This is a genomic window from Cognatilysobacter xinjiangensis (assembly GCF_014651995.1).
Classification (GTDB): domain Bacteria; phylum Pseudomonadota; class Gammaproteobacteria; order Xanthomonadales; family Xanthomonadaceae; genus Cognatilysobacter; species Cognatilysobacter xinjiangensis.
In genome coordinates, this window is sequence record NZ_BMXY01000002.1 from 161128 (window position 1) to 178828 (window position 17701).

General features: G+C 70.4%; 14 protein-coding genes. 7 read left to right on the forward strand and 7 right to left on the reverse strand.

Features of this window, described 5'->3' with window-relative positions; translation table 11 throughout:
* The first annotated feature begins 2 nt into the window (after positions 1 to 2).
* From IE066_RS09235 to IE066_RS09255, 5 genes are read left to right on the forward strand one after another with little or no spacing between them, the layout of a single operon-like run.
* A complete protein-coding gene (locus IE066_RS09235; RefSeq protein ID WP_189449175.1) occupies positions 3 to 5339 on the forward strand; it encodes a DNA repair ATPase in 5337 nt (1778 codons plus the stop codon).
* An 8-nt stretch (positions 5340 to 5347) separates the two neighbouring features.
* Positions 5348 to 5989, forward strand: coding sequence for a hypothetical protein (locus tag IE066_RS09240; protein WP_189449177.1), 642 nt, complete (start codon positions 5348 to 5350; stop codon positions 5987 to 5989).
* Positions 5986 to 7077, forward strand: a complete 1092-nt coding sequence (locus IE066_RS09245) for a toxic anion resistance protein (protein WP_189449179.1) — start codon at positions 5986 to 5988, stop codon at positions 7075 to 7077. The genes IE066_RS09240 and IE066_RS09245 overlap by 4 nt, the downstream gene beginning before the upstream one ends.
* A complete protein-coding gene (locus IE066_RS09250) occupies positions 7074 to 7760 on the forward strand; it encodes a phospholipase D-like domain-containing protein (RefSeq protein WP_189449181.1) in 687 nt (228 codons plus the stop codon). The genes IE066_RS09245 and IE066_RS09250 overlap by 4 nt, the downstream gene beginning before the upstream one ends.
* Positions 7761 to 7816: 56 nt before the next feature.
* Complete coding sequence (locus tag IE066_RS09255; protein ID WP_189449182.1) at positions 7817 to 8089, forward strand: hypothetical protein; 273 nt, start codon at positions 7817 to 7819, stop codon at positions 8087 to 8089.
* 7 nt (positions 8090 to 8096) lie between these two features.
* Here IE066_RS09255 and IE066_RS09260 read toward each other — a convergent pair whose 3' ends face one another.
* From IE066_RS09260 to IE066_RS09290, 7 genes are all read right to left on the reverse strand, one after another.
* On the reverse strand, positions 8097 to 8558 hold the full coding sequence (locus IE066_RS09260) for a YaiI/YqxD family protein (protein ID WP_189449184.1): 462 nt from the start codon (positions 8556 to 8558) through the stop codon (positions 8097 to 8099).
* Positions 8555 to 9937, reverse strand: coding sequence for an ATP-dependent RNA helicase DbpA (gene dbpA, locus IE066_RS09265; RefSeq protein WP_189449186.1), 1383 nt, complete (start codon positions 9935 to 9937; stop codon positions 8555 to 8557). Before dbpA ends, IE066_RS09260 begins: the two co-directional genes overlap by 4 nt.
* A 106-nt stretch (positions 9938 to 10043) precedes the next feature.
* Positions 10044 to 12257, reverse strand: a complete 2214-nt coding sequence (locus IE066_RS09270) for a carbohydrate binding family 9 domain-containing protein (protein ID WP_189449188.1) — start codon at positions 12255 to 12257, stop codon at positions 10044 to 10046.
* A 206-nt stretch (positions 12258 to 12463) separates the two neighbouring features.
* A complete protein-coding gene (locus IE066_RS09275; protein WP_189449189.1) occupies positions 12464 to 13066 on the reverse strand; it encodes a DUF2894 domain-containing protein in 603 nt (200 codons plus the stop codon).
* Positions 13063 to 13698 carry an OmpA family protein gene (locus tag IE066_RS09280; protein ID WP_189449191.1) on the reverse strand — a complete coding sequence of 212 codons (636 nt, stop codon included), beginning with the start codon at positions 13696 to 13698 and terminating at the stop codon, positions 13063 to 13065. The genes IE066_RS09275 and IE066_RS09280 overlap by 4 nt, the downstream gene beginning before the upstream one ends.
* A complete protein-coding gene (locus IE066_RS09285) occupies positions 13695 to 15974 on the reverse strand; it encodes a DUF802 domain-containing protein (RefSeq protein WP_189449193.1) in 2280 nt (759 codons plus the stop codon). Before IE066_RS09285 ends, IE066_RS09280 begins: the two co-directional genes overlap by 4 nt.
* Positions 15964 to 16638, reverse strand: coding sequence for a DUF3348 family protein (locus IE066_RS09290; protein ID WP_189449194.1), 675 nt, complete (start codon positions 16636 to 16638; stop codon positions 15964 to 15966). The genes IE066_RS09285 and IE066_RS09290 overlap by 11 nt, the downstream gene beginning before the upstream one ends.
* A gap of 31 nt (positions 16639 to 16669) precedes the next feature.
* On the opposite strand from IE066_RS09290, the gene IE066_RS09295 reads away from it, so the two are divergent.
* Together IE066_RS09295 and IE066_RS09300 are read left to right on the forward strand one after the other, a co-directional pair.
* Positions 16670 to 17218 (forward strand): OsmC family protein, encoded by a 549-nt coding sequence (locus IE066_RS09295; RefSeq protein ID WP_229790758.1) that lies wholly within the window; start codon positions 16670 to 16672, stop codon positions 17216 to 17218.
* A 150-nt stretch (positions 17219 to 17368) separates the two neighbouring features.
* Positions 17369 to 17653, forward strand: a complete 285-nt coding sequence (locus IE066_RS09300) for a hypothetical protein (protein WP_189449196.1) — start codon at positions 17369 to 17371, stop codon at positions 17651 to 17653.
* The last annotated feature ends 48 nt before the right edge of the window (positions 17654 to 17701 follow it).

Here is a 17701-nt window from a genome sequence, read left to right on the forward strand (position 1 = left end):
CCATGTCCGAAGCCATTGCCGACGCCGTGCAGTCGGGCACGCCCGAATCCGCGGTCGACCGTGCCGTCGCCGAAGGCGGCGCCTACGAGGTGCTGCGCCGGCGCCTGAGCGAGCAGGGCACGCGCCTGCGTGCCGTGGCCGACGCGCTCAATGCGCAGCGCCTCGTCGAGTTCGGCGACAGCCGGCTCGAGGTCATCGGGCGGCTTCGCATCCGTACCGAGCACAACTGCATCGGGCGCGACATCGTGCCGGTCGGCGACCTTCTGCTGTTCGGCTACAACGTGTTCATGGGGCTGAAGGCGACGACCTCCGTCGCCGACGTCTTCGGGCTCTACCGCCTCGTGACCACCGCAGACGGGTTCGACGTCGAAACCGTCGACCACGCGACCAGCTTCCTCGGCGACGCGCAGTTCGTCCGCGATTTCGGCGAGCTCTACGCGTACTACAAGAACGCTCGCCTGCTGCAGCTCGACGTCGTCGGCGGCAAGCTGCTGGCGGCGTTCCAGATCGGCGAGCGCAGCACCGACGTCCGCGTGTTCCGCTGGGCCGTGTCGCCGCAGGGTGACGTCACCTACATCGATGCACGCGGCGAGCGCGACCTGGTGCTGCCGCCGCCGTTCGACTTCGAATGGACGCGCGCCACGCGCGACCTCATGGTCAGCGGCCGCCATCCGCACCTCAACATCCTCGACACGCTTTTCGTCGAGACGACCGGTGGGGATCTCACCATCAAGGTCGAGAACAACACCGAGACCGGGCAGGGCCTGTACTCGGAGCCGGTCGAGGACGCCACGCAGTCGCTGGACGACGCGACCGTCGACTTCGCGAAACTCGGCACGCTGATCCTGCTGAAGGTGCTGCCGTACCGCGAGCAGGACTGGCGCGGCTTCATCTACAACACGCTGACCGGCAAGGTGCTGCGCTGCGACGCGATCGTGCAGGCCTGCGTGCAGTTGCCGGAGGACCACGGGTTGCTGTTCCCCGGTGGCTACTACCTGCAGAACGGCGAGTACAAGGCATTCGATGCGCAGATGGAGGGCATGTGCTTCCAGCGCGCGCTGCGCTCGCCGAACGGCGAGGACGTGCTCTACATGTTCTACGAGCACGAGGCGGGCAGGTCCGCGCTATTCGTCTACAACATGATCCAGCGCCGCCTGCAGAACCCGTTGTTCGGGCACGGCCACGCCGAACTGCCGGACGGCCGCATGGTGCTGTTCAACGCCGAAGGCGACGCGCCGACCCGCGTGCATCCCATGCAGGTTTGGCAGACACCGTTCGTTTCCGACGAAGTGGCGGCTGCGCGGCCGCCGGGAACGAGTTTCATGGGGCGTCTCGGCAATGCCGAGCTAGTGCGCGGCATCTCGAACCTGCTGGAGCTGGCGAGGGAGATCGAGCGTTCCGACGTGTCCGCCGCGCGCTACCAGCGGCTCGCGCAGCAGACCCGGCGCCTGTTCGATGCCCACCATTGGCTCGACGACGCGAACTGCCAGGGCGCGGTGACGTTGCTGCGGGACATCGCCGCCACGGGTGAGTCGGTGCTCGACGAGTTCGAGAAGGTCGAGGGCATCCGCCGCCAGTCCGGCCAGGCGATCACGCGCGCGCAGACCGAACACAGGGCGCTGATGTCGCGCCTTGCGCCCGACAACTGGACGCAGGTGCAGGACTTCGTCGACGCGCTCAATGAGATCACGCGCCTGCGCGGGCACCTGCTGACCATCCGCGACTACCGCTACATCGATGTCGCCGCGATCGACGCGATGGCGGAGGAACTCGAGACGGCGCACGCACGCGTCGGCGCGGCGACGGGCACGTTCCTTGCCGGCCCGACGGCGCTCGCGCCCTTCGCCACCCGTGTCGACGAGCTCGATGCCGCCGCGCAGCAGGCGCAGACGGCGAAGCAGCTGGCCGACCAGCTATCGGCCCTGAAGGCCTTGTCGGCGGACCTCGACATGCTGTCGGCGCTCATGGCCGGGCTCAAGGTCGAGGACGCGACCGAGCGCACGCGCGTGGTGGACGCCATCGCCGGCATCTACGCGCGCCTCAACCAGGCACGTGCGCGCGCCGAGCAGCGCCGCAAGTCGCTGGGCTCGGCCGAGGCGGTCGCGCAGTTCGCCGCGCAGTTCACGCTGTTCGGCCAGTCGATCACCAGCGCGCTCGGCCTCGCGACCGACCCCGAAAAAGCAGACGAGCAGCTTTCGCGGCTCATGGTCCAGCTGGAAGAGCTCGAGAGCCAGTTCGGCGAGCATGAGCAATTCCTCGGCGACATCCTCGGCAAGCGCGAGGAGCTTCTCGAAGCCTTCGAGAGCCACAAGCAGGCGCTGCTCGACGACCGCCAGCGCAAGGCCCAGGCCGTGCTGGACGCCGCCAGCCGCATCCTCGAAGGCCTCGGCAAGCGCTGCGAGAAGTTCGCCAGCCCGGACGAGCTCAACGCGTTCTTCGCCGGCGATGCGCTGATCCTCAAGATCCGCGAACTCGCCGAGCGCCTTCGCGCGCTGAAGGACAGCGTCAAGGCCGACGACGTCGAGGCCCGCCTCAAGGCCGCGCGCGACCAGGCGATCCGCGCGCTGCGCGACCGCAGCGACCTCTTCGAAGGCGGCGGCAGCGTCATCAAGCTTGGCCGGCACCGCTTCAGCGTCAATACGCAGCCGCTGGACCTGACCATCCTGCCGCGCGGCGATCAACTCGCGCTGCACCTGACCGGCACCGACTTCATGGAGCCGATCGAGAGCGTGGAACTCGACGCGCTGAGGGAGTACTGGCAGGTCTCGCTGGAATCCGAATCGCCGGCCATGTACCGCGGCGAATACCTTGCCGGTGAGGTGCTGGCGGCCGCCGAGACAGGCACCGACGGGCTGTCGCGTGACGCGCTGCAGCACCTTGCGGCCGACCCCGAGGCACTCGCCAGGGCGGTGCGCGATTTCGCTGCGCCGCGCTACCGGGACGGCTACGAGCGCGGCATCCACGACGCCGATGCCACCCGCATCCTGCGCGCATTCCTGACCCAGCGCGGTGCCGCCGGCGAACTGGTGCACGCACCTGCGGCCCGCGCCTTCGCCGCGCTCGCGCTGGCGGCGCTCGCCGCCGAGCCCGAGGTGCGCGAATGGGCCGGCCGCGCCACTGGCGCCAAGGCCATGCAGGCCCTGTTCGGCGCGCGCACCAGCCTCGACGCGCTCGAAGCGGACATGACGCGTCGTCTCGTCGAGTTCGCGGAAGCGTCGGGCCTGCCCTTCGATGCCGCCCTCGCCGCCGATGCCGCGCGCTACCTCGTCGACGAGTTGGCAGCGGGCCACGGCAGCATGGTGCTTTCGCGCTACGGGCGTGAGCTCGGCGAGACTCTGGCCAAGCGCCTCGAGGCCGCCGGGCTCAAGGAGGGATTCGACCGCACGCTCCTGCAGTTCCAGCACCGGCCCGGCGCGCGCTGGCACCACGTCGTGCATTGGCTCGATGCCGTCTGCGGCGATGAGGCGCTCGCCGCGTCGCGTGCCTACGTGCCGGAAGCGGCGGCCTGGCTGCTCACGCGCGACGTGCTGGCCTGGCGCGACAATCCGGCGACGCTGCTGGTCGCCGTCGACGGCCTGCTCGGCGAGCACCCGCGCATCGCCGCAGGCGTGCTGCAGTTGTCGATCGACGACCTGCCCGCGCGGCTGCGCGCGCATCGCGAGCGCTTCCTGCCCGGCTACCGGCGTTACCAGTCGCTGCGGCACGAGATCGCCGCGCGGGAGCGCGAGGCGCTGCGCCTGTCCGAGTTCCAGGCGCGCCCGCTGACCTCGTTCGTGCGCAACCGACTCATCAACGAGGTCTACCTGCCGCTGATCGGCGACAACCTCGCCAAGCAGATCGGCACGGTGGGCGAGGGCAAGCGCAGCGACCTCATGGGCCTGCTGATGATGATCTCGCCGCCCGGCTACGGTAAGACCACGCTGATGGAGTACGTGGCCGACCGTCTCGGCCTGATCTTCATGAAGATCAACGGCCCCGCACTGGGCCACGAGGTGCGCTCGGTCGATCCTGCGCAGGCGCCGGATGCCACCGCGCGGCAGGAGCTGGAGAAGCTCAACCTCGCGCTGGAGATGGGTAACGGCGTGATGCTCTACGTCGACGACATCCAGCACACTCACCCGGAGTTCCTGCAGAAGTTCATCTCGCTGTGCGACGGCACGCGCCGCATCGAGGGCGTCTGGCGCGGCCGCACGAAGACCTACGACATGCGCGGCAAGAAGTTCTGCGTGGTCATGGCGGGCAACCCGTACACCGAGTCCGGCGACGTCTTCCGCATACCGGACATGCTGGCCAACCGCGCCGACATCTACAACCTCGGCGACGTGCTCGGCGGCATGGAAGACACGTTCCTGCTCAGCTACATCGAGAACTGCCTGACCTCCAATCCGGTGCTCGCGCCGCTGGCCACGCGCGACATGGCCGATCTCTACGTGCTGATCAACCGCGCGATGGGCAAGGAGGTATCGACGAACGCGCTGTCGCACGCCTACAGCGCTGCCGAGATCAACGAGATCGTCGCCACGCTGCAGAAGCTCATCGCGGTGCGCGACGTCGTCTACCGCGTCAACCAGGCGTATATCGCGAGCGCGGCGCAGGCCGACAAGTACCGTACCGAGCCGGCGTTCAAGCTGCAGGGCAGCTACCGCAACATGGGCAAGCTGGCGGAGAAGATCTCGCCGGTGATGAACGACGCCGAGCTGCAGCAGCTCATCTCCGACCACTACCTTGGCGAAGCGCAACTGCTCACCCAGGGTGCCGAGGAGAACCTGCTCAAGCTCAAGGAGCTGCGTGGCCTGCTCGGCGACGAGGACGCGGCGCGCTGGGCGCAGATCAAGCGCGACTTCCTGCGGGAGAAATCCATGGGCGGGGACGAGACCGACGTCGGCGGACGCGTGGTCGCGCAGCTGGCCGACATCGCGGGCGGCCTGCAGGCGATGGAGAAGGCGGCCTCGAGACCGAGCGCGGAGCCCGCGCCGTGGGAGGAGATCCTCGATGCGCTGCGCCGCGTCATCGAGCGCCGGGACGAGACGACGCCGGCAGCGAACGCGTCATCCGAGCCGGCGTCGTCGTCCGATCTCGATCGGCTGGTCGATCGCATGCCTGCCGCGCTGCATGGCGCACTCGCGCCGTTGCTGGATGCCCTGCGCGCGACGCACGACCAGCAGGCACGCGTGGGTGCGGCGCTGCTGCAGCTCGCCGAGTCGCTGCGCGAGGCACCCGTGGCTCGACCTGTCATCGTGGCGCCGAAGTCCGGTGCGCGCGGGCCCCACAGTCCCACGCCCGACGAGGCGCCACTGGATCGGGCGCTCGAACAGTTCGGCTCGTCGCCGGTGCCGTGAGCGAATCGATGGATCGCGACGACGCGCCCCCGGCACGGGATGGTTTGATCGACGGCCTGCTCGAAGCCGCGGCAGCGCTGCTGGAGCGCCGCCCCTCAACGCATCTGCTCGCCGAGCTGCAGCCGCTGCTCGCCGCGCTGGCGCCGCAGGCTCCGGTCTCGACACCCCGGTTCATCGACCGCCTGCTCGGGCGCGATCTCGTACGCGCCGCGCATCCCGATCCGGTCGACGGGCGCGTGCGCCTGCACCTGCAACGCAGCGCCGTTCATGCCGAGGCGGTGGAGGCCCACGTCGGCGCCCTCGACGACAGCCTGCGCGCCATCGACGCATGGCTCGCGATGCCGCCAGCAGCCACGAACGCAGCCGCGGCCAACGAGGCGCGGCGTGCCGAAGCCCTGCATGCCGCGGCGCTGACCACGCGGGGCCAGCTCGCGCTTGCCCGCGCGACGGCGCTCGCCATACTCGACCAGCATCGACACCTCCGCGACCTGCTCGTCCCGCTTTGGCGGCAGGCACTGGCCGCGGAGGCGGCGGGCGCCCACGCCGAAGCGGCGCAGGGCCTCGCCGAGCTGCGCGCCAGCCTCGGCCATCGCCTGCACGAATTGCAGGCCGCCGCATCCCCTTCGTCCCGCCCGGAGAGCACGACATGACCGCACCGACCCCCGAGCTCCTCGCCACGGCGCCCGTCGTGCTCGACGAGGCCACCGTGAAGTCGCTCGATCTGCAGCCTGCCGATATGGAAACCGTCGAAACGCTGCGCGCGACGCTTGCCGCCTTGCCGCCCACCGACCTGCAGGGCTTCGGTCGCGATGCCTCGCTGCGAACGACGCAGTTCTCCAGCCAGCTGCTCGACCAGGTGCGCAACAAGGACCTCGACGAGGCCGGTGCCAAGCTGGGCGAGGTGGTGCGCATCGCGCGCACGCTCAACCTGAGCAATTTCGCCGGGCGCTCCAGGCTGCCGGTGATCGGCCCGCTGATCGACCGCCTGCGCGATGTCCGCGGCGAGCTGGCGCAGAAGTTCAGCACCACCAATCAGCAGATCGACCAGCTCATGCGCGACCTTTCGCGCCAGCAGGACGATCTTGGCAAGCGCGTGCGCGACTTCGATCGCATGCACGACATCGTGGTCGAGGAGCGCCACCAGCTCGGCCTGCACGTGGCCGCCGGCAAGCTGCGGCTGGGCGAGCTGGAGGCCGAGCGCGCGAGGCTGGACGGCGCCGACGAGGCGACCGCACGCGCGCGGCGCGGCGAGCTGGAGATGGCGATCCGCCTGCTCGAAAAGCGCGTGAGCGACCTGCAGCTCATGCGCCATGCCGCGGAGCAGACGCTGCCGATGATCCGCCTGATCCAGGCCAACTCGATGCAGCTGATCGAGAAGTTCACCTCGGTGCGCGACATCACGGTGCCGGCCTGGAAGCGCAGCTTCGCGATCCAGCTATCGCTCGACGAGCAGAAGAGCGCCGTCCAGCTGGCCACCGCGATCGACGATGCGACGAACGAACTGATGCGCCGCAACGCCGACCTGCTGCGCGAGAACTCCGTGGCCACGGCACGGGCGAACCAGCGTGGCGTCATCGACATCGAGACGCTGCAGCACGTGCACGAGCAGCTGATCCAGACGGTCGAGGACGTGCGCCAGATCCATCGGGAGGGCGCGGAGAAGCGCCGCCAGGCCGAGCAGGACCTCGCGCGCATGCGCGACGACGTGCAGCGGCGTCTCGCGGCTCCGGCCGCATGATCTCGCTGGAGGAGCTCGACCGCGTCCTTCGCGAGACCTCGGCGGACACGCGCCTGGATAACGAGGAACGCGTCGAGCTGCGCGACATCGGCGCGCGTGCCGCCGCCGACCAGCTGCGCTTCCTGCGCAACCGCGCGTTCGACATCGCCCGCGAGGCGCTGCTCGCCACGCCGACGGCCGCCGCTGAGGTGCTGCGCTGGCTAGAGCAGGTGGTGAAGACGCTGGACGTCGCCGCGGTCGGCGCCATCGCCGAGACGACCGCTTTCTTCTCCCCGGGCGATGCGTGCCTGCGCAAGCTGCAGGCGCTGTTCGGCGGTGCGAAGCGCTCGGTGGATGCGTGCGTGTTCACCATCGCCGACGATCGCATCACCCGCGAGATCCTCGCCGCGCACCGGCGCGGCGTCGCGATCCGTATCGTCAGCGACGACGACAAGCGGCTGGACGCGGGCAGTGACCTCGACGAGCTGCTGGCCGCCGGCGTCGCGGTGCGCACCGACGCGACGCCGTACCACATGCACCACAAGTTCGCGGTGTTCGATGGGGCGACGGTCGCCAATGGCAGCTTCAACTGGACCCGGACCGCCAGCACCAGCAATTTCGAGAATCTCGTGGTGAGCAGCGACCCGTACCTGGCCCGGGTCTTCGCCGGCCAATTCGAGTCGCTCTGGACGCGCTTCGGCTAGGACGGCGGCGGTGCACGGTCACCGGAACTACACGCCGTGCGACCTAGCCTCGGCGCATGCGCTTTCTCGATGCCGACCTCAAGCCCGTCACCGCCCGCGCGGCGCTGTCGCCGCTGCTGATGGCCGCTTCCATCACCGCGGTCACCGCGGTGCTGGGACTGCTCGGCGGCCATGGCGCATGGCTGGGGTTGCAGGCGTTTCCGGCCGTGTTCGCCGGTAGCCTGATGGCGCAGATGGGCATTTCACCGCAGCGTTCGCCGATGGCGACGCTCGCCGCCCTGCCGCTTCTGTGGCTGATCTTCGTCGCCGGCGCGCGGCTCGCGGCCTGAGCAGGCTCTAGCGGCGCAATCGCGCCAACCAGCGGTCGAGGCCGGCGGCGAAGGCCTGCCGATCACGTGCGTGGAACGCCGGCGGGCCGCCCGTCTGCACGCCGGCGCCGCGCAACTCGTCCATGAGGTTCCGCATCGACAGCCGCTGGGCGATGGTGTCCGGCGTGTGCACCTCGCCGCGCGGATCCATCGCCGCAGCGCCCGCTTCGATCGCGCGTGCGGCGAGCGGGATGTCCTGGGTCACCACGAGGTCGCCGGCGGCGAGCTGGAACGCGATCGCGTTATCGGCTTCGTCCGGGCCCTGGGCCACCTGCATCGCACGCAGCCACGGCGAGGTCGGCAGGCGGATCCACTGGTTGGCGACGAAGACCGCCTGCACCTGCGCGCGGTTGGCGGCGCGTACGACGATGTCGCGCACGGGGCCCGGGCAGGCATCGGCATCCACCCAGATGCGCGGTGCGTCGCTCACAGCTTGCGGACGCGGAAGCGCCGGGCCTTGATGCGGCCTTCCTGCAGGCGTGCGAGCGCGCGGTCGGCCTGCTCGCGGCGGATCGCGACGAAGCTGCGCGTGGCGAACACGTCGATCTTGCCGATCGCGTCGGCGGCGAGGCCCGCGTCGCCGGTGAGCGCGCCGACGATGTCGCCGGGGCGCAGCTTGTCGGTGCGGCCGCCGTCGATGCGCAGCGTCACCATCGCCGCGCGCGGGCCGATGCGGCCGCGCAGTGCCGCGAGCGGCGGGCGCTGCAGGTCGATGCGCAGGCCGAGCGCGTCCTCCACCACCTTCAGCCGGGGCTGCTCGCGCGGCGTGCACAGCGTGAACGCGGTGCCGCCGCGCCCGGCGCGCCCGGTGCGGCCGATGCGGTGCACGTAGGTGTCGGCATCGTTCGGAACGTCGTAGTTCACGACGAGGTCGAGGCTCTCGACGTCGAGCCCGCGCGCGGCGACGTCGCTGGCCACCAGCACGTTGCAACTGCGGTTGGCGAAGCGCACCAGCGCCTCCTCGCGATCGCGCTGCTCCATGTCGCCGTGAAGCGCGAGCGCGGAAAAGCCCAGATGCGTGAGCGACGAGACGACTTCCTCGGTGTCGCGGCGCATGTTGCAGAACACGACGGCGCTGTCGGCGGCGGCGTCGATCAGCAGGCCCGCCAGCGCCGCGGGCTTCTGCGCCGGCTCGACCGAGAAGAATCGCTGCGTGACCGCGGGCGCATGCGCCTCGCCCCCGACCGTGACTTCCTCGGGCTCGCGCATCGTGGTGCGCGCGACCTCGCGCACGGCGTCGGGGAACGTGGCGGAGAACAACAGGCTCTGACGCTGCTTGGGCATCGCCTTGGCGATTTCGCGGATCGCCTCCTCGAAACCCATGTCGAACATGCGGTCGGCCTCGTCGAGTACGAAAACCGACACGCCGCGAAGATCCAGCGACTTCTTGCGCAGCAGTTCCTGCACGCGGCCGGGCGTGCCGACTACCACGTGCGGCGGATGCGCGAGCGAGGCGAGCTGCGGTTCCAGCGAGACGCCGCCGGTGAGCGTCAGCAGCTTGAGGTTGGGCAGCCCCGTGGCGAGCTTGCGCAGCTGCTTGGCGACCTGGTCGGCGAGTTCGCGCGTGGGGCAGAGCACCAGCGCCTGCACGCCGCTGCCCGCGAGTTCGATCCGCTGCAGCAGCGCGAGGCCGAACGCGACGGTCTTGCCGCTGCCGGTCGGCGCCTGTGCGATGAGGTCGCGACCTTGCAGCGCGGGCGGCAGGGCGCGCGCCTGGATCGGCGTGAGGCGGACGTGCCCGAGGGCATCGAGCCCCTGGAACAGGGCGGGCGCGAGCGGGAGATCGGTGAATTCGGCGGCGTTTTGCATGCGCCATGATACGGACAGGCGCGGTGCAGGCCGGGAATGCGCGTCCCCGATACGCGAATCCCGGCCGTGGGGCCGGGATTCGCGGACTACTCGGGGCGGGGCCCGCTCAGGGCTGCCAGCCGTAGGTCAGCTTGACGAACGCGCCGCGCGTGCTGGCGAACAGCTCGCGGTTCTCGTCGTCGAGGAACCCGCCGACGGTGCCGCCCGCATAGATCGCGGTGCGCGGATTCACGCGATAGGAGTAGACCAGCTGCGCGCCGAGATCGCGGCCGTGGCGGTTGACCGGCTCGTCGTAGAGCGACGGGTCCTTGTCGACGTTGCTGGCCTGTACGGCGATCCGCAGGCGCTGGCGCGGATCGAGCTGCCAGGCCATGCGCGCGTCGAGCACCGTCGCCTCGAAGGCGGTGCCGCCGTCGCGGCGCAGGCTTTGCTGGAACAGGTCGAGGTTGGCGCTGAGCCCGCGGCCGAACGCGAAGTTGCCCCAGATGTCGAAGTAACGGCCCTGGCCACGGCGCGAGGCCGCGAGGTCGATCTGCGGGCCGACGCGGAAGTTCGCGCCCACCTGCATCGCCGAGCTCGGCGTCATGCTGCCGAACAGGTTGACGTAGGACTCGTCGAACAGCTGGCCGTTCCAGTAGCGCTCGCGGGTCATGCCCTGCACTCCGAAACTGCTCTGCCACGGGCCGTTGACGCTGATTTTCGATTCCAGCTCGCGCTCGAGCAGCTGCCCGTCGTAACGGTGGGTGATATCGAAGTCGGTATAGAACTGCACGCGCGTGATCTTCGAGCCCTTGTCGAAGAACCAGTTGTAGGCGCCGCCGACCAGCGATTTCTCGTAACCCACCTGGCCGATGAAGCCGAGGTCGGCGCGGAAGCCGGGGTCGATCCGCTCGTGCCAGGCCGAGGCGAACCAGTTGCGGGTCTCGTAGTCGTAGGACGCGCGCCAGGCATTGCCGGCGGGGCTGGTGTCGTCGACGTCGTCGGCGAGCGCGGCCGGATATTCGGAATCGCTGCGCAGCAGCTGCGCGATCACCGTGTGCCGGCCCTTCTGCCAGCGCGTGTCCACGCCCGCCACGCCATTGCTGTAGTCGTCGCCCTGACGCGCGGTCGCGATGACGCCGACGCTGGTGTGCTCGTCGAGGTCGTGGCGATAGCGGCCGACGGCGACGTCGGAGGTCTGGTCGAGCACGGTGAACGACGAGCCGAGCACGCCCGGCAGCAGCAGCTGCGTGGTGGCGTCGCGCGCGACGAACGCGCCGTAGGCGCCGCTGCCGCTGCGGCCGGTCACGCGCAGGCCGAAGTCGGGGTCGGCGATCTGGCGCGTGTAGAGCACCTGGAACGGCGTGTTGAAGTAATCCGCGCCTTCCATGAAGAAGGGGCGCTTCTCCGGGAAGTACAGCGCGAAGTTGCTGGTGAGATCGAGCTGCGCCTGGTCGGATTCGACCTGCGAGAAGTCGGGATTGATCGTCGCGTTGAGCGTGAGGTTGGGCGAGGGTGCCCATGACACGTCCAGGCCCGGCTCGATCCGCACGCCGTCGCCGCGCCACTCGCCCCCGCGATGGTCGCGCGACTGCGCATCGGTGATGGTGAGCGTGGGCACCACTTCCAGGTTGCGGCCCTGCTGCACGCCTTCCATGCCCTCGAACTTCGACGCATGGCAGAGCAGGCAGTTGCCCCCGCGCGGCACGGTCACGTTGGCGAGCTGGTGGCGGACGCTGCGCGGATAGGCGCGGAAGGCGATCACGCCCCAGCGCTTGGGGCCTTCGCCGTCGCGGAAGCGCAGCGTCGAGAACGGGATGCGGATCTCGACGTCGTAGCCTTCCGCGGTGATGCGGCCGGCGCTGGTCCAAAGTCCGTCCCAGGAATCGTCCTCGTTGCCGGTGGCTTCCTCGCGGATGAGGTCCATCTGCACGCCGAGCGGATTGACGAAGAACTCGTAGTTGCGGCGGCGGTCGTCGAAGGTGTCCAGCATCACGCCGACGAAATCGTCGCGGAAGGCGCTGTCGCGGTCGGTGAGGTGCGCGCGGATCTTCGACGGGTCCGGGTCGGCGGCATGCACCGCGATGTACAGCGCATCGCGCGTCGTCGCCATGCGCATGGTGGTGCGCACCGGCGCCGGCGTGTTGTCGGCAGGCGAGATCTCGTAGGGCAGGTCGATGACGGTGGCCTGCGACCAGACCGATTCGTCGAGCAGGCCGTCGACGACGATGCCGCCCTCGATGTGCGGGATCTGCGTGGCCTCCTGCGCGGGCGCGAGGGGCGCCAGTGCAAGAAGCGCGAGTGCGAGGGAGAGGGCGAGCGGGCTGCGTCGTGTCGTCATTGGGCGGCTGCGGATCCGGTTCGTGCAGGGATGCGGCGCAGTGCCCGACGGTTTAAGCCGCCTGCTGCATATCACGGCCCGGCATGCACGTCCGGGCGTCGCGAGGATGAGGCCGTGATGCGGGCGCGGCGCGTGCCGGAAGTCGCGACCCCTGCGTACGGTCGCGACGGCTTATGACGGTGGCGCGTTCCGACGGATGCGCGGCGTCAGGCGCGGCGCGTGCGCGGCTTCGCGCGCGGGCGCTTCGGTCCCGCGATGGGCGTCGCGCTCGCGGGCGCCGCTTTGGCCGTCATGCCATCGAGCCAGGCCAGCGCGTCGACGTAGCCCATGAACGCCTGCAGATAGTCGGGCGAGACATCGCGCATCAGCGTGAGCGCGCGATGCACCAGCAGCGTGGAGTTCAGCGGGCCGGCGTCCTGCGGCGCGCTGTCCAGCGCCTGCCGCATCTGGCTGCGTGCGCGGGCCGTGGCGCTGGCGCGGTGCAGTTCGTCGAGGGCGGTCGTCGCGGCCTGCGCCTTGGGCGACGCGGTGTCGGCTGCAAGGCGTTCGTGCAGCGCCGCGAACGCGTTCCGGGCCGACTGACGTGAACCATCGCGTGCCGGCGCGGCGTGCGATGCATCGAGCGAGGCCAGGCAGGCGGATGCGAGTTCGGCAATCCGGGCGTCGAGCACGCGTCGCAGCCCGCCGTCGCGGTCCGCGGCGCGGCGCGACAGTGCGCGGATGCGCGCGTAGCACAGCGGGTCCAGGCGGTCGGCGCCGCGCTGCTGCAGCGTGGCCAGCATCGCCGCGATGTCCACGGCGTCGCTCACGGTGCGGCCGCGGTCCGCGGCTTGGGCATCGGCGCGATCTCGACACGTCGATTGCGCGCGCGGCCGGCTTCGTCGTCATTGGCGCTGACCGGGCGCTGCGAGCCGAAGGCCGCGGCGAACACCGAATCGGCCGGCACGCCGGCGGCGATGAGCGCACGCGTCACGGTGAGCGCGCGCTCGGCGGAGAGCTCCCAGTTGTCGGCGAACTGGCGGTTGCCGTCGCGCACCTGACGGTCGTCGGTGAAGCCGCTCACCATCAGGATCTCGTCGCGCGAGCGCAGGTACGTGGCCAGCGGGCCCGCGAGGCTCTTCAACAGCTCGCGCCCTTCCGGCTGCAGGCGGTCGGAATTGAGCGCGAACAGCACACTGCCGCGGATGCCGATGCGCCCGTCCACCAGCGTCACGCGGCCAGTCGACAGCGGCACCGCGAGCGCCTGCTCCAGCGTGCGCGTGCGCTGCGTGGCTTCCTCGCGCTTGCGCACTTCCTCGTCGAGACGCTGCGAGAGCTGCATCTGCATGCCGATCGCACCGACCAGGATCAGCACGAACACACCCAGCAGCACCGACATCAGGTCGCCGAACGCGGCCCAGACCGGCGCGCTGCCGCTGTCGTTGTCGAACTCCACGCTCATGCCGGCTGGGCCTGTGCGTCCGCCCGTTGCTGCAGCTCGCCGAGGATCTGCTTCTGCGCCAGCAGGCTCAGGTCGACCACCTCGCGCGCCTGCGCGACGTAGTAGGCGAGTTGCTCGTCGCTGCGTTCCAGCGAGCGCTCCAGCGCGCCCTCGATGGCCTGCAGGCGCGCGGCGAGCTGCTCGTTGGCGTCGCCGAAGCGCTGCACCGCCTCGCTGAACACGTCGCCCACGCTCGCGACGTCGATCGCGCCCGCGGCGATGCGGTCGGCGGCGGCATCGAGCCGGCTGCCCTGCGCCTCGACCTGCTCGGTGAAGCGCGCGGCCACGCGTTCCATCGCGTCGGCGGAAGTCGCGATCAGCGCATCGACCGCGGCGCGCTGTTCGGCCGACGCGTGGTTCACCGCGCCGAGCAGCGTGTCGACGGTCGCCAGCAGGCGGCCGCGTTCCTCCAGCATCGCCGTATCGCGGGCGAGACTGTCGGACAGGTTCTGGCGAAGCTCGGCGATGACCGCGGCCGCCGCCTTCGGCGCCTCGGCGGCGTCGTGCACGAGGCGCGAGATTTCCGCCAGGGTTTCGCGCGCATGCGCCTGCGTGTTGGCTTCGAGACGCGCCTGCAGCTCGGCGTGCGAGCGCTGCACGGTGTCCACGAGCGACGCGGCCTGCGATTCGAAGCACGCCGTCGCAGCCACGAGCGCCTGTTCGTTGTTGCGCGCGAGTGCTTCACCGGCTGCGAGTTGCTTCGACAGCGCTTCCTCGAAGGCGGCGCGCGCACCGGCGAGTGCCTGGTCGCTGCCGCGCGCCAGCGTTTCGCCCACGGCGGCCTGCTGCGATACCGCCTCGTTGAACCGTGTCGTCGCCTCGGCCAGCGCCTGTTCGTTGTTGCGCGCAAGTGCTTCACCGGCTGCGAGTTGTTTCGACAGCGCTTCCTCGAAGGCGACGCGCGCATCGGCGAGCGCCTGCGCGCTGCCGCTCGCAAGCGACTCGCCCGCGGCGGCCTGCTGCGACAGGGCCTCGCCGAACTTCGTGGTCGCCTCGGCCAGTGCGTGCTCGTTGTTACGTGCGAGTGCCTCGCCCAGCGCAGCCTGGCGTGCCAATGCGTCATTCCATGCGGCGACGGCGCCGGTGCCCACGTTTTCGACGCGTGCAGAGATCGTGTCGACCAGTCGGGTGGCGCGCTGCTCGAACGCCCCGGTGAACTGCGCGAGCGTGGCGTCCAGCTGCTGCGCGACGCCGTCGTTCGCCGCACGTTGTTGCGCGATCGCATCGGTCCATAGCGTGGCGACCTTGTCGGTGCTCGCCTGCAGGCCGTCGCCGATCGATTCGATCTGGCGTTGCATGGCCTGCGCGATCTCCGCATGCAGCTCGGCGGCCTGTTTCGTCAGCGCGGCCATGGTGTCCTCGGCGACCGGGCGCAGCGTCGCGCCCGCGGCCTCGGCGCTCCTGGAGACGCTGGCTTCCAGCGATTGGCCGACGCTCGTCGCCAGCTGGGCATGCATGGCTTCGGCGCGCGCGTGGAACGCGGCCTGCTGCGCGAGCTGTCGCTCGTGCGCGCGTGCGCTCTGCTGTTCGATCGCCGCCATTGTCGACGCCAGTTGCTCGACCAAGGTCGGCATCGTGTCGACCTGGCGCTGCAGCAGGCGGAATGCCTCGTCGCGCTGGTGGCTGCGCGAATACACGTGCAGGTGCGTGGCGACCGCGCCGTCCAGCGCCTGCGCAGCCTCGCTGCGCTCGCGACGGCACAGCGCCGACAGCAGGCCGAGCATGGCCGAGGCCGCGACGCCCGCGATCGACGTGCCGAACGCGAAAGCCAGCCCCTTCACCGGTGCGGCCAGCGAGGTGCGCACGGCATCGAGATCCGTGGCGCTCTCCAGCGCCATGCCGGTGCCGCGCAGCGTGCTCATCATGCCGAGAAGGGTGCCGAGCATGCCGAGCAGCACCAGCAGGCCGACGAGATAGGGCGTCAGCGCAGGGGCCGGCAGTGGCGCCCGCTCGCCCTCGATGCGCTGGCGCACCGTCGCGCGCAGCGATGCGGGCAACGACGCGAGCCAGGTCGTCAGGCTGTCGACCGGCCCGTCGAGCGAATCGACCGACGTCGCGAGTGCGGTGGTGGCACGGCTGTAGCGCCGCAATTCGACCGCACCCGCGAGGTAGCAGGCGGTGATGACCAGCACCACCGCGAGCGCGAGCGGGTTGCTGCCGACATAGCCGGCGCCGACGGCGACAAGGGCCAGCAGGCCGAGGGAGAAGACGGCGGGTTTGAGCAGGTTATTCGGCATGGGGTCCCGCGGTATCGGTTCGAAGGGCCGCTGACAGGCCCCGGGTGGGTTGCAGGCGCAGGTCCAGCTCGGCGACGAGCAGTGCGCGCATGTCGCGGCGGAAGGCGTCGAGCCAGGGCGCCGCGGTGTCGCCCGATGCTGGTTGGGCATCGCGCAGTCGTTCCAAGTGGCGCCCGAGCATCTCCGGCACCGCGGCCAGCGACGCGCGTTCGCGCGGCGCGAGCGCCTGTTCCATTGCCGCATCCGCCGCAGCCAGCCGCGCGAATGCCGTCGAGCGCCGCGCGAGACGCTCGCGCAGGCGCTTTCGCAGCAGCCCGACCTCCGCGCCCATCACCTGTTGCAGCAGCTGGCAGCGCTGGCGGAAGAAGGCCGCATCGGCGGACGTCGTGGTGAACGCGCGGTCGCCGTCGATCGAACGGACGAGGGACGCGCGAACCTGCGCGCAATCCTCGTCGCCATCCGTACCGGTCGGAACGTCGCTGTCGCAGGCCGACGGCTGTGCCTCCAGCGCGGATGACAGCGCCACGGCCTGGCGCCACTCGATCCACTGCGCCAGTTGCGGGGCCAGGGCTTGCGAAGGGGGCGATGCGGCGGCGCCGCCGACGTAGGCAAGCAGGCGGATGAGCGCAGGCCCACCGTCCTGCGCCCGGAAAGAATGTTCCACTGCGTGCGTACGGCCAAAACGCGGATTTTACATGCCGACCGGCGGGCGCCCCCTGTTCAGCAGCCGGCCGTGGCCTCCGCCGCCCGGCGGCCGCCATTTGCGCCTGCATCGGCGCTACAACGGCGCAGGGCCCGGGACGACACCCGGGCGCGGCGCAAGCGAGGCGGTGATGGAGATCTCGGCACGCGTAAGCAACACGGCGGGCGGGCACGCGGCGGATGTCGCCACCGCCGGCAGCAGGCAGTCGGTGGCGGTCGCGGCGAAGGCGCAGGGCCGCGGCAGCGCGATCAACGGCGGCGAATTCCTGATGCTGGCGCTCGCCACGTGCTACTGCAACGACCTCTACCGCGAGGCCGCGCGGCTGGGCATCGCCATCGACGGCTGCGAGGTCGTCGCCACGGCACGCTTCGAGGGTGTTGGCCTGGCGGCGGAAGACGTCCGGTACGCCGTGCGGGTCGATTCCATCGCTCCGACGGCCGACATCGAGAGACTCGTCTCGGAGACCGACCGCGTCGCGGAGGTGCACAACACGCTTCGCGGTGGCTGCGCCGTCACGCGGGTCCAGTGGCCGCTGTCCTGAGGACGGTGGCGACCGCTAGGCGAACCTGCGGGACAGAACTGGAACGGCGGGCCGCCGCTTGCCCCTGGACGCAGGGATGGATGCCGCAGGTCATATGGCGTCCGTGCGCCGGATGGGCCATGCTCGAACCCCCGACGTACGGATATCGCCATGAAGCTTCCTGTTCTTGCCGCTGGCCTTCTGCTGGCCATGCCGACGGCGTTCGCTCAGACAGCCACCGCACCGACGGACGACGCCGCACCGGCGCCCGCGGCGCAGGCCGAGGCGGCCAAGCCTGAAAAGAAGAAGGTGTGCACGCGCGAGCGGCCGATGGGCAGCAACATGTCGCGCAAGGTCTGCCGCACCGTGGACGAAATGCAGGCCCAGAGCGACGACTCCCGCGACGCCATGCGCGACCTGATGCTGCGTGGTCCTTCGCAGGCGACCGGCAACTGAGGTTTGCCGGCAGCGACGTTCCGCGCACTACACGGCGCGTCGTTCCGT

Excerpts from the sequence above, each read along its gene's own strand:
- IE066_RS09235 (WP_189449175.1), top strand. The coding sequence starts at position 3 with ATGTCCGAAGCCATTGCCGACGCCGTGCAGTCGGGCACGCCCGAATCC.
- IE066_RS09240 (WP_189449177.1), top strand. The coding sequence starts at position 5,348 with ATGGATCGCGACGACGCGCCCCCGGCACGGGATGGTTTGATCGACGGC.
- IE066_RS09245 (WP_189449179.1), top strand. The coding sequence starts at position 5,986 with ATGACCGCACCGACCCCCGAGCTCCTCGCCACGGCGCCCGTCGTGCTC.
- IE066_RS09250 (WP_189449181.1), top strand. The coding sequence starts at position 7,074 with ATGATCTCGCTGGAGGAGCTCGACCGCGTCCTTCGCGAGACCTCGGCG.
- IE066_RS09255 (WP_189449182.1), top strand. The coding sequence starts at position 7,817 with ATGCGCTTTCTCGATGCCGACCTCAAGCCCGTCACCGCCCGCGCGGCG.
- dbpA (WP_189449186.1), bottom strand. The coding sequence starts at position 9,937 with ATGCAAAACGCCGCCGAATTCACCGATCTCCCGCTCGCGCCCGCCCTG.
- IE066_RS09270 (WP_189449188.1), bottom strand. The coding sequence starts at position 12,257 with ATGACGACACGACGCAGCCCGCTCGCCCTCTCCCTCGCACTCGCGCTT.
- IE066_RS09280 (WP_189449191.1), bottom strand. The coding sequence starts at position 13,698 with ATGAGCGTGGAGTTCGACAACGACAGCGGCAGCGCGCCGGTCTGGGCC.
- IE066_RS09285 (WP_189449193.1), bottom strand. The coding sequence starts at position 15,974 with ATGCCGAATAACCTGCTCAAACCCGCCGTCTTCTCCCTCGGCCTGCTG.
- IE066_RS09295 (WP_229790758.1), top strand. The coding sequence starts at position 16,670 with ATGCCGACCGGCGGGCGCCCCCTGTTCAGCAGCCGGCCGTGGCCTCCG.
- IE066_RS09300 (WP_189449196.1), top strand. The coding sequence starts at position 17,369 with ATGAAGCTTCCTGTTCTTGCCGCTGGCCTTCTGCTGGCCATGCCGACG.